This is a genomic window from Streptomyces sp. YS-3 (assembly GCF_045257485.1).
Taxonomy (GTDB): domain Bacteria; phylum Actinomycetota; class Actinomycetes; order Streptomycetales; family Streptomycetaceae; genus Streptomyces.
Map to the genome: position 1 here is coordinate 1 of NZ_JBJHPC010000045.1, position 23,463 is coordinate 23,463.

The 23,463-nt window shown below is 65.8% G+C and carries 15 protein-coding genes, 1 tRNA gene and 2 pseudogenes; 12 read left to right on the forward strand and 6 right to left on the reverse strand.

From position 1 onward, the window contains the following. Positions 1 to 1,098 precede the first annotated feature (1,098 nt). Positions 1,099 to 1,407, reverse strand: a complete 309-nt coding sequence (locus ACJA3G_RS06905; RefSeq protein ID WP_406551976.1) for a hypothetical protein — start codon at positions 1,405 to 1,407, stop codon at positions 1,099 to 1,101. A 75-nt stretch (positions 1,408 to 1,482) separates the two neighbouring features. On the opposite strand from ACJA3G_RS06905, the gene ACJA3G_RS06910 reads away from it, so the two are divergent. The 4 genes and pseudogenes from ACJA3G_RS06910 to ACJA3G_RS06925 all read left to right on the forward strand — a co-directional run. Then, the gene (locus ACJA3G_RS06910; protein WP_406551977.1) at positions 1,483 to 3,921 is read left to right on the forward strand and encodes an NACHT domain-containing protein; all 2,439 of its coding nucleotides are present in this window, start codon (positions 1,483 to 1,485) and stop codon (positions 3,919 to 3,921) included. Positions 3,922 to 4,000: 79 nt separating this feature from the next. Further along, a complete protein-coding gene (locus ACJA3G_RS06915; RefSeq protein WP_406551978.1) occupies positions 4,001 to 4,693 on the forward strand; it encodes a transposase in 693 nt (230 codons plus the stop codon). Next, positions 4,690 to 5,217, forward strand: coding sequence for a transposase (locus ACJA3G_RS06920; RefSeq protein WP_406551979.1), 528 nt, complete (start codon positions 4,690 to 4,692; stop codon positions 5,215 to 5,217). Before ACJA3G_RS06915 ends, ACJA3G_RS06920 begins: the two co-directional genes overlap by 4 nt. A gap of 65 nt (positions 5,218 to 5,282) precedes the next feature. Then, a pseudogene (locus tag ACJA3G_RS06925) lies at positions 5,283 to 5,588 on the forward strand (transposase family protein); the annotation flags it as partial. Between the two features lie 592 nt (positions 5,589 to 6,180). On the opposite strand, the gene ACJA3G_RS06930 reads toward ACJA3G_RS06925, so the two are convergent. Then, a complete protein-coding gene (locus ACJA3G_RS06930; RefSeq protein ID WP_406551980.1) occupies positions 6,181 to 9,282 on the reverse strand; it encodes a Tn3 family transposase in 3,102 nt (1,033 codons plus the stop codon). A gap of 197 nt (positions 9,283 to 9,479) precedes the next feature. Between ACJA3G_RS06930 and ACJA3G_RS06935 the strand changes: the two genes are divergently transcribed. From ACJA3G_RS06935 to ACJA3G_RS06955, 5 genes are read left to right on the forward strand one after another with little or no spacing between them, the layout of a single operon-like run. Further along, the gene (locus ACJA3G_RS06935) at positions 9,480 to 10,385 is read left to right on the forward strand and encodes a hypothetical protein (protein ID WP_406551981.1); all 906 of its coding nucleotides are present in this window, start codon (positions 9,480 to 9,482) and stop codon (positions 10,383 to 10,385) included. A 6-nt stretch (positions 10,386 to 10,391) separates the two neighbouring features. Beyond that, complete coding sequence (locus ACJA3G_RS06940; RefSeq protein ID WP_406551982.1) at positions 10,392 to 11,114, forward strand: hypothetical protein; 723 nt, start codon at positions 10,392 to 10,394, stop codon at positions 11,112 to 11,114. Then, positions 11,111 to 11,584, forward strand: a complete 474-nt coding sequence (locus ACJA3G_RS06945) for a hypothetical protein (protein ID WP_406551983.1) — start codon at positions 11,111 to 11,113, stop codon at positions 11,582 to 11,584. Before ACJA3G_RS06940 ends, ACJA3G_RS06945 begins: the two co-directional genes overlap by 4 nt. Beyond that, positions 11,581 to 11,895 carry a hypothetical protein gene (locus tag ACJA3G_RS06950; protein WP_406551984.1) on the forward strand — a complete coding sequence of 105 codons (315 nt, stop codon included), beginning with the start codon at positions 11,581 to 11,583 and terminating at the stop codon, positions 11,893 to 11,895. Before ACJA3G_RS06945 ends, ACJA3G_RS06950 begins: the two co-directional genes overlap by 4 nt. A gap of 17 nt (positions 11,896 to 11,912) precedes the next feature. Next, the gene (locus ACJA3G_RS06955; RefSeq protein ID WP_406551985.1) at positions 11,913 to 12,119 is read left to right on the forward strand and encodes a hypothetical protein; all 207 of its coding nucleotides are present in this window, start codon (positions 11,913 to 11,915) and stop codon (positions 12,117 to 12,119) included. A gap of 221 nt (positions 12,120 to 12,340) precedes the next feature. Here ACJA3G_RS06955 and ACJA3G_RS06960 read toward each other — a convergent pair whose 3' ends face one another. Continuing rightward, positions 12,341 to 14,260 carry a hypothetical protein gene (locus ACJA3G_RS06960; protein WP_406551986.1) on the reverse strand — a complete coding sequence of 640 codons (1,920 nt, stop codon included), beginning with the start codon at positions 14,258 to 14,260 and terminating at the stop codon, positions 12,341 to 12,343. Positions 14,261 to 14,595: 335 nt separating this feature from the next. Here ACJA3G_RS06960 and ACJA3G_RS06965 point away from each other — a divergent pair. After that, a tRNA-Pro gene (locus ACJA3G_RS06965) sits at positions 14,596 to 14,672 on the forward strand. Positions 14,673 to 14,856: 184 nt separating this feature from the next. On the opposite strand, the gene ACJA3G_RS06970 is transcribed toward ACJA3G_RS06965, so the two are convergent. Then, on the reverse strand, positions 14,857 to 15,954 hold the full coding sequence (locus ACJA3G_RS06970) for an IS110 family transposase (RefSeq protein ID WP_406551987.1): 1,098 nt from the start codon (positions 15,952 to 15,954) through the stop codon (positions 14,857 to 14,859). Positions 15,955 to 16,543: 589 nt separating this feature from the next. On the opposite strand from ACJA3G_RS06970, the gene ACJA3G_RS06975 reads away from it, so the two are divergent. Next, positions 16,544 to 19,612, forward strand: a complete 3,069-nt coding sequence (locus ACJA3G_RS06975) for an NB-ARC domain-containing protein (RefSeq protein WP_406551988.1) — start codon at positions 16,544 to 16,546, stop codon at positions 19,610 to 19,612. 246 nt (positions 19,613 to 19,858) lie between these two features. Continuing rightward, positions 19,859 to 20,212 (forward strand): annotated as a pseudogene (locus ACJA3G_RS06980) (SUKH-3 domain-containing protein); the annotation flags it as partial. Between the two features lie 80 nt (positions 20,213 to 20,292). On the opposite strand, the gene ACJA3G_RS06985 reads toward ACJA3G_RS06980, so the two are convergent. Beyond that, positions 20,293 to 20,700: a hypothetical protein gene (locus ACJA3G_RS06985; protein WP_406551989.1), complete on the reverse strand. Its 408-nt coding sequence runs from the start codon at positions 20,698 to 20,700 to the stop codon at positions 20,293 to 20,295. A 384-nt stretch (positions 20,701 to 21,084) separates the two neighbouring features. Beyond that, entirely contained in the window at positions 21,085 to 23,448 is a 2,364-nt protein-coding gene (locus tag ACJA3G_RS06990) for a tetratricopeptide repeat protein (RefSeq protein WP_406551990.1), read from the reverse strand. Positions 23,449 to 23,463 lie beyond the last annotated feature (15 nt).

Genomic DNA, 23,463 nt, shown 5'->3' on the forward strand with positions numbered 1-23,463 from the left:
CGCCGGGGCCACCCCGCACACGGGCTACAGATCATCGCCGCGCTCAGCTCAGCCTGGGGATGGGCCCCTTCCCCGCCCCCTGGGAAGACCGTCTGGTCTCGAATTCCCCTCAATCGCTGACCCCACTTTCATCCAAGCCCAGGGGAGTCGCCAGGCACTACGGTTCGACGTCGTTCTGGACAAGCGTGTCCACCGTTGCTGCTTGCGTGCGATTGAGACGTTATTCAAAGCGCCCCACGGTTCACTCCGTGTGTGAGCCGCGGGGAGTGAGCCGTCGTCGCTACGGTCGGAAAGCCGCAGATCAATGAACCGAGCAGTTCGGCGACGTAATTGCACTTCGACTCACGCGGCTTCGAGGGCCCCGACCGGTGAACTCCTGCGGGTGCGGGAACGGACCGGGCCATCCGCTTCAGGGAGGTGTCCACGGCCGGTGAACTCCCGCGCATGCGTGCGGACGGCGAGGAGCCCCGCCCTCGCGCAATACGGCTCGGTGGACTCCCGCGCGTGCGTGACGGGGACTTCGCGAGCCGCCGTGTTGTATGGGCTTGGCTATCTCTTTATCAATACGCGTGGTGCGAGACGGAGTCTATTTGCCAGGTGTAGCCGTGGTGCGGACAAGGCCGAGTTCGGAGTCGAGGTGGAGGGTGTGATGCCCAGCTCGGTATCGCTGTGGGACGCCCTCGCGGATGGTATGTGGCAGGAGTTGGAGGTCTCGGGCGGTCGGGGTGCGAGTCCATTCGGCGGGAGTCTGGGTGGTGGGGCCTCCGGCGGGGAGGTACGTGCCGGGGCAGGCGACGGTGAGACGAGGGCGGCGACCGTGTCGGGGACGAGAGGTCCTGTCCTTGGACGGGCATGGGGAGTTCGTGGGTGAAGGTGGGGTCGGTGTACTGGAGGCCGTCCGGTGTGGCGTAGACGGGCAGGATTCGGAGCCTGTCGGCGCCGAGGCGGTGACGAGGTCGTCTCCGTCGCCGTCGTAGGTGGTGAGCGGGTAGAGATCGGTGCCGGCGGCGGTGGCGGCGGTGTCTTGGGCGGCGCAACGCTAGTCGTCGGCTAGAGCTTGGTGGGCAAGGTTGTTGAGGTCGACGTAGACAGTTTCGATCATGTCAGCGACGTCCTCGGGGACCGCGACGGCTGTGCCGTTCCGTGTGTTGAGGAGGTCGCGGGTGCGGCGCAGGAGCGCGGTGTCGTAGACGGTGCCCCAGCGGCGGGGCGCGAGCTGACCGGTGGGGGTGAGAACCGCGAGCCGGGGTGTGGGCCCACGCCCGGGCGGGTGCCGCGGTCGCCGAGTTCATGGCGGTGGCCCCGGCCGGCGCGTTGGAAGAGCTGAGCGAGGGGGGCGAGATCGCTGACGACGAGGTCGGCGTCGATGCCGAGGTGGACGCGGGCGAAGATCCAACTGCAGGCCACGGAGCGGTTCGGTCGTGGCGAGCAGACTGCGCTGATCGCGAAGGGTCTGCGGCGGTCGCGGAGTGACCCGTTCCAATGACCGAAGGGCCGCAGCCGGTTGCGTCAGGTCCACCGAACGGACGGGAGAGTATTCGGAAATACCGGGACAGCGGTGCAGGCGCGGTCGATAATACTCGCGTGAGTTGGGGACAGGACAAGCGGCACAAGCGGTCGATCATCATCCTTGGCTGTGGCGCCACCGTCGTGCTCGGCGCTTACTACGCGTTGCGCACGCTGGAGGAGTCCGACCAGACAGCCAGCGTCGTGGGGTCCTTCCTCACCATCGTCGCGCTCACGCTGGCGCTCGTGCAGTACCACGAGCAGAAATTTCAGTCGGCTTCCCCTCCGGGGTCTTTGGAGATATCCGATGGATTGGCAGTCGGCGTTGAGAAGCAGTGGCGCAGTGAATGGCAGGTGCGCGAGCTCGAAAACCCCTATCTCCTACCTGTCGCATGGCGGAACGTCGAGGGTGACCTGGTTGAGGGATGGGACGAGTTGGTGTCCATCGCCAGGGGCTGGCCGGGCGGGCCGCCCGGAGAGCCATCGCAGTGGCCGGTGGATGCCACCGGCCTGTGCGGAAGCGACGGCGAGATAGACGCTGTCTTCCTACAGTTTGTACCCACCCGCCGTCTCGTGATTTTAGGAGACCCCGGGTCTGGCAAGAGCGTGCTGTTAACACGGCTTCAGGGCGCGTTGTTGCGGCAACGCGCGGACGGCGGACGGGTCCCGATCGTCTTCTCTCTTGCGTCATGGAACGTGAACCGACAGACATTCCGGGCATGGTTGACGGAACAACTGGTGCAAGATCACGAAGCGGCCCTACTCTCCGCCTCCACGTCCGCGGCGAGCCGGAAGGCGATGAAAGCACGGGCAAAGAGTCATGCTGCGAAGTTGATCGAAGAGAACAATATCTGGCCGCTATTGGACGGTCTTGACGAGTTGCCCCGAGAGCTGCGCCCGCAGGCACTGTCCGCCATCAACGCCGTCCTGCCGTCCGAATGGCCCCTGGTTCTGTCGAGCCGAACGGAGGAGTACCGGGAGGCGCTCAGGAATGATGACGCTGACCACCCGACGGCGACACCTCTACGCGCGGCGGGAGGAATACAGCTCCTTCCCTTGAGTCGACAGACCGCTCTAGAGTATCTGCGGCGTGACGCCGGGGTTCATGGCAGCGCAGCTCGGGCCCGGTGGGACGGTTTCAACTCGCTGCCAGCCGACGCGCCCGTAGCCGAAGTACTAAAGACCCCACTGGGGGTGTTTCTGGCGAAGATGGTATTCAATCCCCGCGCCGGTGAACCACTCGACGCGGTGTCCCATCCGCGGCGCATGCTCGATCACTCAAACCGGGAAGATCTTCTCAAGCTCCTGTTCGCGTCGTTCCTTCCAGCCGCGTACCGCATTAATCCGGAGCTACCCTGCCGCTGGAGCAGCAAGCGGGCGGAGCGGACACTTCGCTTCCTGGCCGACCACCTTGAGCAAACACCGGATGACGACCATCTGCGTTGGTGGCAGTTGCACCGAATATTTCCACGTCGGCTCATTCAGTCTTTGGCGAGCGTGTTAGCGGGCCTAGCCGTATGCGGTGGCGTCTTCCTCGGGGCATTGTTGCTGACCGGCATGGGATTTGCTCTGCATTTTTTCGTCACCGAACTCGCAGAACATGGTGTTCAGGAACTCGGTCGACTCGCTTGGGCCACTCTCCGCTACTCCGCCAGAGCGCCTGCCATCTTCGCGGTACCTACGTTCATGGCCTGGAGCCTGCTGGCTGGTGGGCTAACCGCAATCTCCGCGTGGGTCATCACGGAGAATCAGCAGGACAGCTTGCCTGCCACGGGCGTGCACTGGTCTTGGCAGTATTTTCGGGTTCAAGATTCAGGACACGTCTTCCTGGCGATGGCAGCAGGGGCGTCGGTGACGAGCGGCGCGATGGCCGGCTTTCCCTCTGATCCCGTCGCCGGACTCCGCGACTTCACGGCGACTGCGCTGATCTTCGTGCCAATCCTGATCGCGACCGGCCTGGCGGCTCGTCCGTTGACTCCGGACCAGGCCGCTGGCCCCCTGGCACTCGCCACTCAGGACCTCAAGACCTTACGCACCATGGCGCTCAGGACGGGACTCGGAGCAGGTCTCACCATCGGATTGGTGGTGAGCATAAGCGCGGGAGCCAGCGACGGGTACACGCTCGCCCTGGTCTACGGGGTCTGCTCCGCCCTCGCCTTCGGACTGCCCGTGGGGCTCACGACCGGCCTGGCGGCCTCGAAATGGGCGCCCTACGCTGCAGTCACACTGCTCCTCGCGCTCCGGGGGCACGTGCCCTGGCACCTGCAAGCATTCCTGGCTGACGCCCATCGCCACAGAGGTGTGCTGCGCCAGGCCGGTACGGCGTATCAGTTCCGCCACCGTGAACTGCAACGCCATCTCGCACGAGGCTCCGGAAGGGCGGCTAGTGGAAGCGGCGGCCCATCGCCGTCTTAACTCTGGCCTGCGTCCATCAGTGCCGCCCGGAAGGCCGGGACCTCCGCACCGCCCTCGCCGTCCCAGCGAGCCTCTTCGAATGGCCACCGACTGGTGCTGGATTCCACATTCGCCGGGTATATGTCCTTGTGGCGAGGTGGTTCGGGTGCTCGGGGGCGGGTGCTGGACGGTGGTGTTACGGGCGCGGCCGAGCCGTGACGAGAACGAGCAACGGGTCGTCCATCGGCTGTCGCGAGCGCGCAAGGCGCCGCGGGATCTGGTGCTGCGGGCCCGGATGGTCGAGTTGAGCTGGTCCGGGCAGCGTGTGCTGGCCATCGCGGACGAGTTGAGGTGTAGTCCCAAAACGGTCCGCTGCTGGTTGCACCGCTTCAACCGTTGCGGTTTGGACGGCTTGGAGGATCTGGGCGGGCAGGGCCGCAAGCGGCGGATCACCGAGGCGGAACGCTCAAGAATCATCGGCTTGGTCAAGCAGTCGCCGCCGGGCCGGCTGGCCGTGCAGGCGAATGGAGAGCTGGCGGCGGAGGATGAGTCCGGGCCGCCGGAGTGGACCCTGGACGCGCTGGCTGCTGAGGCTCAGCGACTGGGCATCGAGGCCGACCGCAGCCAGGCCCGCCGGATCCTGCTGGCCGAGGGGGTGCGCTGGCGCCGCACCCGGTCCTGGACCCGCTCGAGAGACGTGGACTTCCAGGGAAAAGGACCAGGATCATCGGGCTCTATACCTGCCCGCCCGAAGGCGCGACGGTCGTCTGTGCCGACGAGCTCGGACCGGTGATCCCCCGCACATTCCCGTCGGCGCCGGGCTGGTCGCCGGACGGCCACCGCATCAAGTCTGAAGTCGAGTACGGCCGCGGGCCGGAGAAGACCTGGGTCTACGGCGCGCTGCGAATACGGGACGGACACGAGACCACCATGACCGCCTCCTCCCGCAATAGTGACTTCTACCAGCAGTTTCTTCAGAAAGTCGAGGCAGCCAACCCTCTCGGTGACATCTACGTGGTAACCGACAACCTGTCCTCCCACAACAGCCTGTCCACCCGGACCTGGCTGGAGGGCCACCCCAGGATCCGGCACGTCTTCATTCCTGTCGGCGCCTGCTGGCTCAACCTCCAGGAAGGCTGGTGGCGCATCTTCCGCAAGGCCGCCCTCGCCGGCCAGTCCTTCGCCGGACCACCCGAGATCGACCAAGCCACCCGCCTCGCAACAGCCCAGCTCAACACCCGAGCCCGGCCCTGGGTATGGGGGCGACCCGCACCATCAACTCGTCCCTTACGCCGACGATATGTGTACCTCCTTTGAGGAATCCAGCACTAGGTGACGGTCCACGACACGCAACGAGCGAGGCCCCCGAGCTGTTGGTGGAGATGTGTGACGTCTCAACCACGCTGCTCGGGAGCCTCGTTGGTCACTATCCTGCCGCACTCGACCTGCCTCATGCGCTCGTGGGGTGGGTCACCATGCTCATCGTCACCCGTCAGGGCGACCGCCGGTGCCAGATCCGTCCGTCTCAGCGCGCGATGGTGGCACTGGTGTACCTGCGTGAACACACCACCCTGGCGAAGATCACTGCCGGGTTCGGGATCGGCGAATCCACCGCCCACGCCTACACCGCCGCGGTCATCCGCCTGCTCGCCGAACGGGCGGCTGGCCTGCTGAAGGTCCTGCGGGAGGCCGACCACTGCATGCAAAAGCCCCCTCCGGACCCGGTCCGGCGGGGGCTTCTACGGTCACACCAGTCATACAGCCAGGTGGGAGTCCCGCAGGCCGCATACGGCTTCAGTTAACGGACGATTCTGCGCCGAGCCGTACGCCTCGCCGCGTCCGTGATCGGGCCCGCTCCGCACACTGCTTCCGCGATCGGTTCGGCGGGATATCCCCTGGCTGGCAACCCACGGTCCGGATCTCATCCGCCGACGTCCTGGCGGAGTTCGAGCCGGTCGGGTCACCGTCGATGAAAACTCGCCGGTTCAGCGGATCAGTCGGTGACTGGTCTGACACGGTGCACGTCAGGGCTTGAGCGGTAGTCCGCTCCTCCGATTGGTCCGATGGGACGGCCAAGCTATGACGTCGAATGTTGCTGGACCGTGTGATAGCTCCTAACTCCGCAGGTGAGAGAAGGCCGTCGAGTACCGCAGCCGAGTGTGGAACGCAGGGGTGATGTGGAGCGGACGGAAGCTGACGATGACGGTGCGTCCGCTGTCTGGCGCTGGCAGAGCCGGAATGGCTGCTGCGGGAGACGCGGCGGGCGAGCGCCCCTGCGGATCAGCTGGCGTCGGGGTTGTCGCCTGTCACGTCGTCTGGTCCGTCGTCTAGATCCTCTACGGCCCGCATGGAGCTGTCGGAGAGTTCCGGCATCTCGAACGCGTAGCGGCCCTTCATGTGGATGTGCCGGTAGAGGAAGGGGGACAAGCTCCGGACGACTTCGTCGGGAACGGGCCGCAGATGGTTGGCCTTCTTCTGGAGGAACAGGTCGATGTAGGCGGTGTTGAAGAGCACCACCATGTTGACGATCAGCCCGAGTGCGCTGAGCTGTTCCTCCATGCCGGTCTGGTAGCGGTGGATGCGGTCTTCAGTGCCGTGATAGATCTTCGCAGCCAGCTCATGGGCTTGGGCGTGGCGGCGACTCTGTGTTTCGGTCTGACGGCGGTAGTCCGGGTTGTCGATGAGACCCAGGATGTGTGCAGTCTTGAAGATCTTCCCGTAGTGGGCGAGCGCCTTGCCCAAGGGCGTGGGGCTGCCGTTGCGGACGACCATGCGAATCGCGTCTGCGGATCGCACGCGGCCGAGGTGGACCGCTCCGACGAGTCGGAGCATGTCGTCCCAGTGCCGTTCGATGAGAGCGGAGTCGATTTTGTTGCGGGTGGCGTGTTGCAGGGGGCCGTAGTCCTCGCCGGAGGCGGTGTCCGTGCGGGCGAGGGTCATGTCGGTGATGTCGGCGGCTGTGGGGGTGTAGGTGTAGCCGGAGAGCGCGAGCAGGCCGAAGATGATCTCTTGGTGCGGGCCGGCCTCTGCGACGATCTTCTGGGGTTCCTGTTGGCGGTTCTGGCTCTGGGTGGGGGCGGTTTTGAGGGCGCTGGTGCGGCGGTCGTTGAGGACGTCGAGTACGTGCAGGCAGGTGTGGACGGACCCGGCGACGACCTTGTTTGTGAGTCCCATGGCATGGCCCGACAGGAGGGTGAGGTGGGTGACGTGGGCAGGGCCGTGGGAAGACAAGCGGGCCTGGATCGCGGTTGGGGGCGCGACCATGCGCTGGCCCTCCACTGATGACATGTGGCCGCCGTTCCATGCTGCGGCGACAGGCAGCTGGGACTGCCGCGCCAGCAGGCGGTGGTTCAGTGCTTCCAGATTGTCCGGGCGCAGGAAGTTGTCGATGACGTAGGTGATGTGCCTTCTGTCCAGGGCGGGGAAGTTGCCGGCGACGGCGTCGACGCCGACGTTGCAGCCGAGCGCGACCAGTGCGGCGGACAGGGTGATGTCGAAGTCTCGTTGGCGTGGGGCTTCTCCACTCGGTGTTGTGAACACCTTGGTGCCCTTGGTCCACGTGAGGACTTCCAGGATGAGTTGGGGAAGGTCACCTTTGGGCAGCCAGTTCGCGAGTTCCGCGGTCACCTTGCGCAGCCTGGGGTCGGGGGAAAGAGGTGCCGTGGACAGGACGAGCCGGCCTCGGTCACCGACTTCGACGTGTCGGTCTTTCGGCAGGCGCTCGGCGATCGTGCGGGTCTTGGTGTGGAGTTCTTGACCCAGTCGCTTCAGGTGGGCGTCCGCGTCCAGGGGAAGGCCCAGGCTCTTGGCCACTGAGACCCGCAACGCCGCCCACTCCGCCGCCGTTGGCAGGCCCGCCTCCGGGTCACCCCACTTCGATGCACCATCGACGTAGATTTCGCGCCGCAGCAGGCGGGAGTAGAACCTTTCCACCACGCAAAATGCGTAGGCGGCGGTGTCGACCGTATCGGGCGCCAGGTGCGGCGCGTGGAGAGCCAGCTCTTTCCACGACCCGGTCAACAGGCGCTCGTCGGCTTCGGCGCGACTGATCGCAGGTCGGTCGATGAGGCTGGTCAAGGAGCACAGGGCGTCCAGGACTTGTCTGGCTGCTTGCGTGCCGGGCCGGTACGTCAGCCCTCCGACGATGTCCGGCAGGTAGGTCTTCAGGAGATCGATCCGCTTGATCATCTTCGCGCGGCGAGCCTCTTCTGAGTCCGATCCCAGCGTGGGGGCCAGTTCGCCGGCCACCATGACGGCGGCCTCGAACGCAGGCAGGTCCTCGCACTCTTCGAGGAACTCGCGCACCGTCATGGTGTCGGCCGCAGGGGGGATGATCTCTCCCGTCGCGGTGTCGACCTTCTCGTGCCTGGTGTCGAGAAGGTCTTTGCTTACCTCCCTCATGACGGCGGTGGCGTGGGCCAGGTCGGGGAAGATTGCGGACCGCTCCTTTTCGGTCTTGCGTCGTGCTCTTCCGATGAGGTCGTTGGCGATCAGGTGCACCAGCATGTCGACGGCGTCGTCCGCGGCGGTCTCGGTCAGGCGGGCAACCGCTGCGACGGTCGCGGCGCGCCGCTTCGTTCTCTGTGCCTCTTGGTCTGTGGCGAACCGGGCGAGATGCGACAGGCGTCGCGGGGACCAGGCCCGGGTGTCCACGGGCGGCAGCCCCAGCGAGTGGATCTTGTTGTTCCGGGCGATGGCGTGTGCGAGGTTTGCCCAGGCGGGCTTGCCGGGCCCTCGCTGCATCTCGGCCAGCGGCGATTTTTGTCCGTCGTCCGGGACTGTGGTCAGCCGATCGAGTTTGGGCAGCCGGTCAGCGTACGGGGCCAGGAGCGCCTGCCACATCTTGTGGTCGGCCTCTGCCCGCACCGATCGCACCAGGTCGGTCAGGGTGCGCTCGCCCGGAAGCTCGATGCTTTGCTCCCGTAGCCAGTCGATCGCGCGCCGCAGGAGGGCTTTGACGCCTTCCTCCGTATAGGTGGCGCGCGACACCAGCATGCTCTTCAGCGCATCCTTGCCCTTGCTGTACGGCTTCCAGTCGCAGGCTGACCTGATCTCCTGCGCATGACGTCGCGTCAGCCCGTCGTGCGCACCGTAGGTGGACAGGACGCTCACGCCATCGCTGATGTCGAGCTGGGCCGCTACGTACTCCACGAGAGTCCGCGGCAGAGAAGCGATCTCCTGCGGTTTGGGGAGCCGGCCCAGGCACCGCAGGCAGGTGAGTTGGATGGCGAAGCCCAAGCGGTTCTGCGGCCCGCGTTTGTTGAGGATCAGCTCGGCCTCGGACTCGGTGAGGTCGAAGAGGGTCAGCAGGCCCTCTGGCAGGTCTCCTTCGGGGATTGACGGGTAGTCCCGGCCCAGGGGAAAGCTCGGGCTCGTGCTCATGTTGTACGCCTCACTGCAAATCCGACTACGACGACGTGCAGATTCAAGGCATGCGGTGCGGCCAGTCAAACGGCTGCGCCCCCGGTGCGACGCCTGGCACACGGTTCTGCAGTATTCGTCGTCGAAGGTATTTCGCCTGGTCCGATCCGGGGATACCCGGCTCCTGCGGCACTGGGGGCCGCTTACGGTCCTTGGCCATGGAGAACGTATGGATCGAGCCGGGCGGGACCGCCGATCCCGGCTACACCGAGGATCAGCTCAGACGTGCGAGGACCTTCGCCGAGACGGACCTCGGGGCCTCCCGGGCCCAGCTGGCGGCTCGCTTCGGCCTCGGTGACGTCTGTGCCGAGATCACCGACGAGTCACCACCCGCCGCAAGCCTCGCCTTGGAACAGCTGGCCCGGCGGCTCGGCTACGCGACAGAGACTCTGGAGCAATATCTGCGGGTTACGAGGCTCGCGGGCATTGCCCTTCGCGAGCGCCTACTCACCTCCGCCATCCACGTCCCATGGAAGTGCGTAACCACCGCCTGCGTCACCGACTCCCAAGAGCGTACCCAGCGCGTCCAGTTGCTGCTCAAACAACTCGACACCGCGGAGCGGACGGGATGGCCCATGGCTCTGGATGCAACGCAGTACCGCAGGGCACTGGGCCTGGCGGGCGGAACAGAGCCTCCCGGTGGGATCGTTGCACAGCTCGACCGGAAAGAGGTCCGGGAAGCCGTCCTGGCCGAGCTGACCAAGAGCCCGGCGGCAGTGCTGGCCGTTCTGCGAGAACCCGCAGTGCGGGAGGTCCTGAAGGACCAGGAGGTCGCCCGCTACATCCGGGCACAGACGCGACCAGCTCCCAGCGCGGACGAAGCCCTGCTCGACGAACTCGTCGGCGGTGATGAACACGACCCGCACGCCGATTGGACCATCCGCTACTTCGGACTGGTCCACAAGGCCAGAGAAATCCTGCTGCTCGGCCCCGAGGACTTCGTTGACGTCAACGACCCCGCGGTGTGGGAGTCCGTCGAGTCCATCCGCGACTCGGTCACATCCTGGGCCGACCGGGTCCTGCAGCAACGCCCCCGCCCCGTCCGACTCCTGACAGGAAGGTAGAAACCCATGCCCAGCGCCGCAGGCCGCTACTCCAACACCGTGCGCGACGTCCTCGACCGTGAAGCCCTCCGCTGCATCCTCGCCGGCGGGAGCGAGAGTGAGCAGTTCGCCCGGCTGCAGGGGACCGTCCGATCGAAGGTCAAGGTGCTATCGGCCGAGTACCACGCGGTGTTCGACCGCGCGGTGAAGACGATGTGCACCACCTCCTTCAACAAGGTCTCCAAAGAGATCCGAATTGCCGCAGTGGCCGGACCACCCGGCCCTACTTTCGCCGGATCCGCCCCCGAAGGCCCAGGCTGTGGCACCGCCCCCACCGGGCCAGACGATGTGGGTGTTCCTGGTCCACGCGCCGGCGCTACCGACGACAACGTCGTCGCGAAGGTCGTACTCGGCGAGGGCGGCGAACTGACGGAGAAGACCGCCCGCCAACTCGTGTTGCAAGATCTCGACCGCATCATCGATGTCCTGCCCCCGCTGGCCGAACGCGACTTCAGAGAGGCCGACCGGCTCGACCAGCAGGCCAAAGAGTCCACCCAGGGAGCGAAAAGGCACCGGGCCCGCGGAAACCGCATCCTCGCCCTGGTCAAACGCTACGACCGCCTGGTCGCCGGTATCGACAACCTTCCCGGCATCTTCACCGTCGCAGACTTGCTCACGGAAGTCGGGCCGAAGGCCCTCGGCCTGGACGAGGACGACGCCGAACTTCTCCGCTACGCGGGTGCCCTGTGACTGAGTCGCCGTGGCACAAGGAGATCAAGGGGTGGGGCGTGGCCACCGAGATTGCCCTCGGCAACCGCCGCGCCGACTGCCAACTACGTTGCGGCAAGCGGGCTGAGGTACAGGCCCGCCCGCTTCCCCCCACCGAAGTCGCTGGCCGGGAGGCGCACGCCGACCTGTGGATCCTGGACTGCAGGGACGCTCACCGCTCGCAGCGTCTGACTGTCTGGAGCGACCCGCAGTTCGGCACTCTGTTGCGCTGGGAGCGTCCCTGGCAGGGATTCGCCATCTCCAAGCGTCCCGTCTTCCTCAATCTTGAGCTCGATCTCCGTACCGGTCACGGCACCTTCCTGAAGGTGACCGGCTGGGCCTTCGACGGACACCGGGCCACAGGGACCGGCCAGCTCCACACCGCCGCCGCCCTCCGGTCCTGGATGCGCTACGGCCTCCCACCCACGAACCACCAGGCAGCGGTGCCATGACCCTGTACCTCCTCCCCCGACCGCGACACCGCACCGTCACCATCGAACTCGACGGCCTCCTGCAACAACTGCCCGCCGAATACCACCCCACCGGACCGCTCGTGGGACGCATAGTGACCGCCCCTGCCTTCCACGCCCAGTCCCTGGTCGGCGAGTGCCCCGTGCCGGTAGCCATGCCCCTGCACCGCCCCACCGCTCGCACCGACCCGCGGCTGATCGTCGTAGATGACCTGTCCGAGGAGTGGGTCATAGGCTTCCGAGTCCGCTACGAGCAACAGCTCTACCGAATCACCGGCTTCTACCCCCGATAGCCCGCGATCCGCACCACTTGGGGTGGACAGGCGGCGATGCCTCCCAGGCTTTCGGGTTCTCCCGGGCCAAGCGGTACGACCTGGTCCGCCGCGGCGAGTTCCCCTGCCGCGCACTGCGCATCGGCCGCAGCACCCGCGTCGCCACTGCATCCCTCCTGCGCGGCCTCGACACCGACGAGCCCGAGTACAGCCGAACCCAGGACGTGGGTTCCATACCGGCCTGACCGCCCCGCGCGGAAGCCCTCACCGGAAGGTGCTCCGGAGAGGGCTTCTGCATGTCACTGTTGTAGGAGCTCGGGGCGAACGGCGACCAACACCACACACCTGAAGGATGCCCGGCAACAACCAGGCCGTGGCAAGGGCTGTCTCCCGCATGGACGGCTCTTGAGCGCTGAGACCGCCATCAGTGGTGGGCCCGCTTGGCCCAATCGGATGGGGACAGCCGCTACGAGTGCAACTCGCGAGCCCCCCAGTGGGGGTCTGCGCTCGGCGCGGGGACTGCGACTTCGAGGGCGTTGGGGGCGTCGTCAGGCCACAGGCGTTGCGCAAGGCCGGTGGCTGCAGAGGTGATGGCCGCGCTCTGGCCGGTGGTGATCGGGTCCAGGACGGTGGCTGCGCCTGCGCCTGGGTGGTGCGGGTTTACGGGCATGAGTGCGGGGTCGTAGGTGAAGTGGCCAAGGATCGGCGTGCCGAGTTGGCTGAGGTATTCCTCAACCTGTGTGTCGAACGTGTCCGAAGCCAGTGAGGGTTGTGAGGCATCGTGCAGCAGGAGCACCCCCGCGAACGGCATGTGGGAGAAGGTGCTCGAACCGAAGTGCCTGTGTTTCCACTCAAGAGCCGAACCTTCGGGGGTGAGCTCTACCGTTGAGCTCTCCCTGGAAGTGCGCTGCCAGGGCGGGGTTTCCGCTGCCCGTGCATACCGTGACTGCGGAAGCGTGAGCACTACATGATCCACCTCCTGGTACAGCTTGCTCAGGTGTGGTCCGTCGCACGCATTGGTGACGAGGATGCGGTCGAAGCGTCGGCGGGCGTCGGTCAGGCTCTGGGAGATCGCCGTCGTGTCGACGGGGTCGAAGAGACTGCGTGAGGTGGCGATGTCACCGCCCCACAGCTGTCCTGGGAAGCAGTCGAGTCGCAGGCGCGTGATGGGTCGGTGTCCCAAGGGGGCGCATTCGCGTGGCCACTCGGTGACGCGGTAGGACGAGAAGTCCGCATTGAAATCACTGGTGCGGTCCACAATGAGCACTGCAGTCCGATGTCCTTGCAGGGCCCAGGCGGACGCCAACTGCTGTGCGAGGAAGACTGGTTCGTCTCGCCACAGACGATCAGCCCTCAGATCACTCACGGCGCCCAGGAAGACCACATGGCCGGCCGCTGGCGCAGGCGCACGGCGCGCCTGGGCCGCGGCAAAGGGAGTGCGTGCGGGGAGGGGCTCGCCCAGGGCGAGTAGCGGGCGCGCCGATACGCTGCTGGGTTGGTTCCTGGCGCGGGTCGTCACAGCGAGAGTGGTGTGCGCGCGCCGGGCATCGGGGGTGAAGCGGAGCGTGCAGACCTCAGGGGAGCAGTCGTGATCGAGGAACAGCAGGCCCGGACCGACGACGCTGTCCGTCAACACGTCCGTGATCCGTTCGTCGTGGAGCTGTTCGCCAGAGTCGATGGTGCGGGTCACGGTCCATGCAACGCCGTAGTCGGTCAGTGTGTGGTTCACGGTCAGGGCGTGGTGGCCAGCAAGTGACTGCCATACCCGTGTGCGGCGAAGGAGCGCGCTGGCGAGGGCGGCTCCGGGACGATGCTGCTCGAGCACGTTGCGGGCGAGCGGTTCCCGGCGGCGCTGCTCGTAGGGGAAGGCTTGCGGGTCCCACGAGGGCACACATCCCTGTCTGGTGAGGGCATCCGCGTGTGCTTGAAGTCGGGCCGGGAGCACGGCCGACTTGAAGCCACTCACCACGACTTGCGGTTGCGGGTCATGATCGTGCCACCTGAACGACGCGCTGGGGCAGACGAGTTCGAAGCGAACACGGTTTCCCTCCGAGCGAGCGCGGAGGTCGCGCACACCACGCCAGGTTCCACGGCGATCGCGGTAGGGCAGCAGCGCCAAGAGCGAGATGAGGCTGGCTTCGTCTTCGACCTTGAGATCCAGGCGCGAGGCATGCGGGGTCGAAGACACCACGCCCAGCGGGCGGACACAGCCCTCTACCGTGCCGAGCGCCTGCCAGAACAGCGACTCCAGGAGCGCCTGACGGTCCGAGGCCGAGGGAATCAGCCGGTCCCGCCGGTTCAGCTCGGCGATGCGGCGTCGGGCCTTCTCCCGCGGCTCACCACTGATTTGGTTGACCGCCGTTGCAAGTGAGGCGTTGCCGTACATTGCGCACTTCCCCTTTCAACGCCGCCGACCCGGCTAAAGAGGTGCGCTCCTGCTGACGTACTGGTGTGCAGAGACCGGTGGATAACCTGCGCGGACGCAAGGACGGCGTTCTCGTACGGCACCCACAGGTCGGCACGGGGTGTCCAGAGTTGGCGGCGTCGGCCAAGGGCGCCCACCGTAGCGAACCAATGGCCGAGCCGCCCGCCACCACACCGGACCTGTCACTCTCATGCCCCAGGGTCTCCAAGCCCTCGAACGATCGGTCTGGATGTGCGGGCCCCCTGATAGGGTTGTCCTGCACGCATGACCTGGGCAACCCCAGGTCAGACGGGCATCGGGACGTGGCGCAGCTTGGTAGCGCACTTGACTGGGGGTCAAGGGGTCGCAGGTTCAAATCCTGTCGTCCCGACCAACGCTTCACGCGTGGTCGAAGGCCATATCCGCACAGGCGAGAAGACGACCGTCAGTCGTTCTCCGGTGGTGGGTGGTCTCACCGCGACCACCCTCCAACCGCGTCCTCGGCATCTCAGTCGAAGACGGCCCAGCCCACGCCCCGATCAAACCGCCACCTCACCGGCCAGGAGCAAGAGGGCCGTTCACGAGCAAGCGGGGCCCTGCCGCTGCCCCTGGACAAGGCGGTAGACCTCCCGGGCCACATACCGCTTCAAGCAGCGGATGATCTCCCGGCGGGTCTTCCCTTCCGCCACCCGCCGCTCGTAGTACGCCTGGGTACGCGGGTCCCAGCGCAGCCGAGTCAGCACGATGCGATGCAAGGCGGCATTGGCCTGCCGGTTGCCGCCACGGTTGAGCCGGCGATGGCATCTGCTCCCCGAGGAGTACTCGACCGGGCTTGCCCCGCACAACGCCGCGAACGACGCCTCGCCCCGCATCCGCTCGCTGTTGTCACCCAGGACCGTCAACAACACCGCCGCACTGTGAGGGCCGACTCCGACAGAGTCCATGAGGCGGGGGTAGTGCGTTCCGATCAAGTTCGCCAGGCGCTGCTCCAGCACTCGAGCCTGCACGCCGAGCTGCTCAATGCGCTCGGCAAGCACCCGCACCGTGAACCTCGTTGCCCTCACCACCGGATCCACCCCCTCGCCACCTTCGCGTAACTGCAGGCAGGCAAGGACGAGCCCACGGCGTGAAAGACTCCGCAACTCGTCTCGGAGGGCCGGGTCGGCCGTGACCAAAAGGGCTTTGAGTTGGTTCACGGCCTGCCGTTTGGCACTCACCGCAGAGTCCTTGGCCATCAGGTACATGCGGGCAATCTCGACCGGGCCACTCCCCGACTTCACCGGCCACTGAGCACGGCCACTGAGCACAGAGCGGGCAGCAGCCACGGCATCACCCTCATCCGACTTACTCCGTCGGCGCCGGGCCGATCGGCCAGGGCCAGGAGCCTCCACCGCCGCGATGCCCACAGACAGCAGATACCGAGACAGCGCCGCCCCGTAGTTGCCGGAACTCTCCACCCCCGCCCGCCGCACCACGCCCCGGCAAAGGGCCCACTCGACGAGGTCTCGATAACCACTGGCCGTGGTCGGGAAGCGCCCAACAGCCAAGACCTCCCCCACCGTCGAAACCACAGCCGCCACGTGGACATCACGATGCGAATCGACTCCGAGCACCACCTCTCCGCAACGCGCAGAATGCTCCACGCCTTGCTGAGGGTTTGGCAGTTCGATGGCCAATTCACCCCCTTCAGCGCCCACGCACAAGGCTCGCCGCCGGCCCGGAGAGCGGTCACAAGTGACACCGTGCAGGAGGAGCCCGCAATGCAGTGCTCTAGACACACTCGCCCGGTCCAGCGTCTGAGCTCACTGCCTCGCCCCGCGTCGACACAAGATGGTCAGGACACGTCGGTCACAAAAGTCAGGAGCCAGTCCACGGTGCAGCAGCAGTGCTGAACGTCATGCTTCCCAACAGCCAGACGCTTCTACCCCGCCACACCACCACGCGCCAAAGACCGTGCGTCAGCGCATTTCAACGCGCCCCGCGCGAATGCCGGCATGCCTGCCTGACCATGCTGACACCCCTTCGGCAGACCACTCGGCCTTCCCAAGAGCATTCGACCGCGCTGACGGGCGCGAGGCAGAGAAGGGCGCCTCAACAGGGAGTCCTTCCGCGTTGTCTTCCGACACCAGGAACGGGTCGCGAAGCAGGCTGTAGACACTCCTGACCAGTCGCACGAAGAGGTCCCGTCTGCGATCACTGCATCGCAGAGCGGATGATTCACGCGACCGGTAGATTGATCTCTTCGTGCGGATGGGGGTGCGCTTGGTGGCTGAGCGCGGAGGTCAGGCAGCAGCAGATGGTTTTCAGTATCAGTATCTTGTCACGCTGGAAGCGCTCCTCGACGCTACAGAATGCCGGGTCGCGGGAGCGGCTGCCGTGCTGATCGAGCCGGTGAGCATCCAGGACGACGATGCTCCCGACCCGGATGCCGTGGACTTCGAGCTTGTCGATGATGATGGCACCAGTGTGCACGCCGCACAGGTGAAGTCCGGCAGCGCCGGGACACAGATGTCGGCTCCCGATGCGTTCGGCATCCTCCTTCGACTGATCCGTGCGCGTCCCCAGGCGCGGACCTACCGACTGATCACAAATATCCGGCTCCATCCCAAGGCCGCGGAACTGAACAGGGCCCTGGACACTGCCGATGCACACGAGCTCCGCGCGCGACTGCAACAGCTGATGGAGCGCGGCCGGTGGCGCGACGAGCCTGCGTTGATGAGCGTCGAGGAGCTGAACCGTCTGCGCCGCGCACGGATTTCGGTGGACTTTCGAGAGCGGATTGAGCTGCGTGATCAGCTCCGGGAGCGCATGCGGCGGCTTCGCAACGAGCATCACAGCGGACTCGGCCACGACTCCGCCGGCCGCCTCACGAACTATCTGGCTTTCGAGATCCACCGGCGAGCGTCCGGCGAATTCAACGGAATATTTTCCCTGGTGAAGTTCCGCGAGGAACTCCTGGTGCCCGGTCTCCAGATTGCCTACGAGCTCGGCGAGTTCGACTGGGGCATCATGGTCGGCGGAATACCTGCCCCTCCCGACATCCCCCGGCCGGACCTGGTAGGCCAGATCCGTACCGCGTTGACCTGCGGTGGGGAGCGGGTGGTCACCCAATGTGCGCTGCTCGGCCCTTCCGGCATCGGCAAGACCAGTGTCGCTGCAGCGTATGTTCACGACGTGGCGGATTCCTACGACCACATCTTCTGGATCAACGGGGAAAGCAGCGCGTCCCTCCAAGCCTCGTTTCAGAGAGTGCATCACTGGCTGCGCCCCCGCGCCGACGCCGATGCGGACCCTGGCGGACTCCGGGACCGGGTGCGCACCCTGCTCAGTATCTCGGTCAGGCCCTGGCTCATGGTGATCGACAATGTGGTGGACCGTCGGCTAGTGGAGCCGTGGCTTCCCTCCAGCGGGCGTGGACACATCCTCATCACCTCGACGAACCAGGTCAGTTGGGCAACTCACCGGGTCAAGGTCGCGGTGCAGATCATGGCGCCCGGCCAGGCCACGGCACTGATCCGGCTTCGTCTGGGGCAGGACCAGGACTGGGATGCCACCAGCGAACAAACTGCCGCGGATCTGGCGCAGCGTTTGCAGTACTGGCCGTTGGCGATCGAGCTCGCCTGCGGACATCTCGCCGGCTGCGAATTGGGGCTCGGCGACGCGGCCCGCTACCTCGACCAGATCCGCGATCTGGCGCTGGACGACACAGATGCCGTTCCTGCCGGGTATCCCGAAACGCTGGTCGGAGCCATCCGGTTGGCTCTGGTACGCCTGTTGGACAAGGGGGAGACGCATCCGGCGTCGGCTGGCGCGGCCCATGCGCTCTTCCCAGCGGCCTACTTCGCCTCCCGGCAGATACCGCTGTGGCTGCTCTACTTCTCTACCTTGATGTCGAGCGAAAACGCCACCCAAATCGGCATTCGCCATCCTGTGGTCTTCGACCCAGACACCAAGGTGCCCTTCACGGTGCACGAAATGCATCGGGCGCTCAGGACCGAGTCGCTGGCCCAGCGCGATGAACCCCTCTGCACGCTTCCGCAGCAGGAGTGGTCCGCGGTCCATCCCGAGGGCGTGGACGACACGATCAGCGTCAACGAGATCGTGCAGCACGTCATCCGTACCCTCGCAGAAGACGGCAGCAACACCGCGTCAGAGGTTCTCAATCAAACCGCGTACCACACCCAGGGGTGGCTGGCGGCGTTCATCAACGCGGATGACGACGAGCATTTCCTCGCCGTTCTGCCGCACGTACAGAGCCTGGCCAGCCACGCATCCCGGCTCGGCGTCGCCACCGACAACCTAGCCGTCCTGTGGGGCAACCTGGCTGGCGCATACATCTTGCAGGGCATGCTGGACGACGCTCGCGAGGCACTTGAGAGTGAACTGGCCTACCTCCTCAACCGCCCCGAACCTGCGCCCCTGCTGGAACTCAAGACCCGCAGCCAGCTCGCCGACGTCCTGCGCAACACCGGAGCGATGCCGGAAATATGGCTGCAACACCTGCGCCGAGCCCGGGACCTCGCCGTCCAACTGGCCGACAGCCGCCCTCAGGAAATCTCCGCGGTGGTCGGCAACTGCCTGACGATCCTCGCCAATCACACCGGTCGAACCGCCGCGGCACCACCGGTGCGGGCGCTCGCAGACGACCTCTGGTCACTGCAAGAGCGCCTGCCCCGCACACGCCGTATGGAGGCACAACTGGAGATCGGCGATCTCATCCACGCACTGAGCGACGAGAACATGCCGGATCAGGAAGTTGAGCGGCGCTGCCGGTGGCTGCTGAAAGACGACAGCCTCACACGCCTCCAACGACTCGAAGTGACCACGCTGCTCGCGGAAGCGCTTGCGTTTCAGCGGCGATGGAACGACACCTGGCAGCACCTGCAGGACATCCGCCAGCATCTAATCCAGTCGCCGCTGCACCCTCAGGTGATGACCAGGGCACTGCATAACATCGGCCTCCAGGTGGGACTGGCCATCGCCACCGGCGTACCTGAATGCCGCACGGCGTTCATGATTGTGTACGGCGGAGTGCTCCCCTCGCCTGAGCCCGAGTGCCGTCCGCTCCTGACCACCCTCCTCGACATGGTCTCGCGCATCCCCGACGGACACCTCAGTCTGGAGGCAGGGGTGACCTGCGTCCCCTACAAGATGCAGTTGCTCCACCTCCTCGATGCCCTCGTCGATCAAGACCACGATCGAATCCGCCAGGTCCAGCTGAGTCTGACTCGATTCGACTCCGCAGACCTTGACCAGGGCAGCGAAGTCGGATGGCGGAACCTCTCCCATGCCGTCGTCGCCGCAGCCGTCAGCAGGACGCTTCACGGTACGTGAACTGCTGCCGTGCTGCCGGTCGTCGATCCCGAACTTCCCGCAGACATAAGCACGGGCTGTTCTTGAGACGGCCTGATCTGCGGTCAGGCACGGATCGTGGTGATCGCTGCCCGTCGTCGCGGTGATCGCTGCCCCCTTGGAGCGGCCTCGCGGCAGAATGCGGGCAAGTTATCGGAGCTGGAGCGCGTACCCAGGGATGCTGGTTGGGTTCCGGGGCGGCGGGTGTAAACGGCTGCATGGCGGGAGCGGCTGGAGGCGGATGGATTTCGCTTTCATGAGGCGGCGGTGTCGTTCCTCGGGGAGTTCGGCGGGTTGGTGGTCGGTCATGGCGGCCCGGGGGTTACTCGGGCGCGTGAGCCGTTCGACTTCAACCCCGAGCTCCTGGTGGGCGAGAGCGATCGCTTCAGCGAGTGGGGGGCGGAGCTGGATCGCATGTTCGCTCCGGTCGGTGAGCTCGACCTGGGCCGGGGAGGTTTTCTCGTTCGGGACGAGTTCGGCGAGCTCTACGTGATCGAGACGCGGGTTGCCACCTTCGGTCGGCTGCCCCAGGCCCCGGAGAACTTGGCGCTGGGTTTCATGCCGGCCACGGTCGTGGAGTGATGCGCCTGCGTCGTGTTGGCTACACCCCGAGCCACGCGAACGAGGCAGTCAGGGCTTCATGGGCCGGCACGCGGGTGGGGTCAGAGCTGCCCATCGAGCGACATGCGGGGTGGGCGGCCGGCCCGGACGAAATCACGGTATTCGTCCTGCACCACTCCCTGGTTGACCCATCGGCCGCGAACAGCGCCCGTGCCCTTCTCGGCAAGCACCAGAGCGTCGTGCGGGTCCTCAGCGGTGCCCAGGAGCTGGCCGAAGTCTTCTTCTTCGGCGTCCTGATCGAACGGCGGGAACGCGTCCAGGTCCAGAAAGTTCTCGTGCCCGACGTCTTCGACAGCGTGAACGTAGACGTCGTGCAACGTACTGGTGGCCCGAATCTCGGCATACCTCACGCCTGGGCGGTCAGGTGTGCCAATCGGTCCGAGGAACTCCTCGACCGTACGGCCCCGTTTCAAGACCCCGATAATGAAGGGCTCCGCCAAGTAACGCATCCGGGCACGATACGGCCCGACCGCGGCAGCCGACCAGCACGATGGTCCATGGAGATTCCGTTGCTCTCGGGGCATACGAGGAGGCGGAGGCATGCCTGATGCCTCGCCGCCTTTGCCCGACTTGCAGGATGTTGGAATCTGTTGGCGTCGTTTCATGATTATCTCCTACAGTACAAGATAAAATGTCTGCCAGCTCGGCACTATCGTCTGCGAGTTGACGCATTCGTACCTCGCGATGAGGGGCGGTGCGCGATGTCGTTGCTGGAGAGATTGCAGGCCAGGGCGTCCGAAGCGCGGACGCACGTGAAGAAGTTGCGTGCTCAGATCGCCGTACTGGAGCAGGAGTTGGCTGCTCAGGAGGCGGAGCTTGCACGGTGGGGTGGTTTACACCAAGGCGGTGTTCAGCACTGCGAGTACTACGCTCGCGTCGTGATCTCCTGCGTCCGCCGCCCGTTGGAGTACTGAACGAAGGTAAGGCTGGTCAGCATCGCTGGTAAGGACCGTGACGAGAGCGATAGCAGCTGTGGCGTCTCCTGCGTCGGCGGCGAGTCGCCACTGCGCCGTTGCCTCATCGGGCCGACCGGCTTCCCGCAGCACTTGGCCAAGGTGCAGAAGAGCCTTGCGATGCCCTTGTGTTGCAGCCTGTCTGAATATCAGCTCTGCCTCGCCAAGACGTTGCTGGCCTTGAAGAGCAAGGCCCCAGTTCAGCAGGGCGGCGCTGATCCCGGCCTCGGCCGCTGCGCGGTAGAGGGGCTCAGCAAGGTCCAGGCGGTCAGTATCCCGGTAGAGGTTCGCCAGGTTGTACTGGGCGCGTGTGTCCCCCAGGCCGATCGCGCGCTCGTACCAGGCGACCGCCTCTTCCAGTCGGCGGGTCTCCTTGAGGAGGTTGGCCAGGCAGAAGACCCCTTCTCTGTCTCCCGTCTCCGCACGATGGCGGAACAGAGTTTCCGCCTCCCGCCAGCGGCCTTCCTCCGCTAAGAGAATGCCCCAGTTGAGCAGGCCGCCCGGGTCACCTGCCGCGTTCGCGCGCTCATACGCGGCCATGGCCTCCTCCGCCCTGCCCGCATCTCCAAGGAGTACACCGAGGTTGAATTCGGCGTCGGCGGCGCCCGCCAGTGCAGCGCTGCGCAGGCAGGTCTCGGCGTGGGCAAGCTCGCCCCGTTCCTGCAGGAGCAGTCCGAGGTTGTTCCACGCCACGGCGCTTCCTCGTGCTCCAGCTCCCTGTAGTGCCTGAAGCGCTTCTTCGTGGCGGTCGGTCTTCCAGAGCAGGTTTCCCAGATTCAGCAGGACGCTGGCGTCCTCCATGTCTGCCTGCGTCCTGTATACGCGCTCGGCTTCCTCATACCGGCCCATGTCGGCCAGGATGACGCCGAGGTTGTTCGCGGCACGGCGGATGCCTGCGTTGGCCATCGCCTGCCAAAGGAGCACCGCGATCGACGGAGCGCTGCTGTTGGCGTTGAGCGCCACCGCGAACATGTCGTTGAGGTCGTCAGCTCCCTCTATGGCCTGGAACCAGACGAGCGTGTGAACCGGAACGTCTGCCCGCTGGGCCTCAGCTATCAGCTGAGGATGCACCTGCCATGTGTCTGCCCCCGCTGGGAGCAACATGCTGCTGACTCCGCACCGCACCCTCCCGGCCCATGCCAACGCGTCCCCCTGCGATTCCGGGCGGAGCAAGGTGCCACCGCTGTCGGCGAGGTGCAGTAGATGGGTGTCGAGTAAGAGGCCGGTGTTCAGAGGTCCTTTGAGGCCAGCTCTGGTCAGATCGATGGCAGCCCATGTCAAAGCCGCACCGCGTGGGCTGCCACCCGCGCGGTCGGCCAGCCGGAGCTCGCGCCAGAGCCGAGGAGCTGCGGCAAGGCTCTCGGCCACCCCGATCGCAGGGTCGGCCTGTTCTGCCCGCACCACACGAGGGTCCTGAGAGGAGCGCGCCCTGTCGCGCTCCGCCGTACTCCAGCGCCGTTCAAGTACGAGCGGCTCCATCTGTTTCAGCACAGCGGAGTCACTCCACTGCTCATAAGCTGTCGCATCGAGGGTCGCGAGAAGCACGGCCTTTGAACGGAGCAGTTGGCCGATCTCGCGCGCGCCAAGGCACTCGTCTTCGAAGTAGCGGTGTAATTCGTCCAGCAGCAGCACGCAAGGCTGGGCTGCTACAGCGATGTCCACGACAAGCTGGGACACTTCGTTGGCGTGCGGCTGCACGAAGCGGTGATCGGGCAACTCGGCTCGCATGGCTTCGTACAGTGCGCGGGTCTTGCCCGCGGCAGAATCTCCCACCAGGAGAACCGCTCCACCTGACTCCCCGGCCAGACGCACGCGTGCTCGCAGCGCACTGTCTATGTCTCGCGCCACGTAGGCGGTCAGCGTGCCGCCTTCACCTAAAACCACTCCGGCTTCCATCGGCGTGATGTCTGACACGTAAGGCAAGCCATGCACATCCACCAGCGGGTGCGGGGTGCGGAACAGGCCCTCAATGCAGGGATGTTCGAGGGATCTGGCTTCTAGCCAGCGAAGCCCATGCACACCCAGCGAGAACGGATAGTCGCCGCAGAGTTTGTTGAACCAGTCCCACTCGAGCGGCGTGAAGTCGTATGGGATGACGAGAGTCCAACCTGCCGGGTCATCCTGCGCCGCCCGAGCCAGCGAGTCGCGTATCTGACGGCGTTGGCCAGGATTCAGGCGCCTGGTGAAGCTCTTGATCTGAAAGACGTGCAGTCGGCCATCCGGCAGCATCAGCGCTGCGTCCACCCCACGGTCCCCGCC

What these genes read in the sequence shown, in the direction of transcription:
- ACJA3G_RS06910 (WP_406551977.1), top strand. Translation starts at nt 1,483, where the DNA reads ATGACCGAAGGGCCGCAGCCGGTTGCGTCAGGTCCACCGAACGGACGG.
- ACJA3G_RS06915 (WP_406551978.1), top strand. Translation starts at nt 4,001, where the DNA reads ATGGCCACCGACTGGTGCTGGATTCCACATTCGCCGGGTATATGTCCT.
- ACJA3G_RS06930 (WP_406551980.1), bottom strand. Translation starts at nt 9,282, where the DNA reads ATGAGCACGAGCCCGAGCTTTCCCCTGGGCCGGGACTACCCGTCAATC.
- ACJA3G_RS06935 (WP_406551981.1), top strand. Translation starts at nt 9,480, where the DNA reads ATGGAGAACGTATGGATCGAGCCGGGCGGGACCGCCGATCCCGGCTAC.
- ACJA3G_RS06940 (WP_406551982.1), top strand. Translation starts at nt 10,392, where the DNA reads ATGCCCAGCGCCGCAGGCCGCTACTCCAACACCGTGCGCGACGTCCTC.
- ACJA3G_RS06950 (WP_406551984.1), top strand. Translation starts at nt 11,581, where the DNA reads ATGACCCTGTACCTCCTCCCCCGACCGCGACACCGCACCGTCACCATC.
- ACJA3G_RS06960 (WP_406551986.1), bottom strand. Translation starts at nt 14,260, where the DNA reads ATGTACGGCAACGCCTCACTTGCAACGGCGGTCAACCAAATCAGTGGT.
- ACJA3G_RS06985 (WP_406551989.1), bottom strand. Translation starts at nt 20,700, where the DNA reads ATGCGTTACTTGGCGGAGCCCTTCATTATCGGGGTCTTGAAACGGGGC.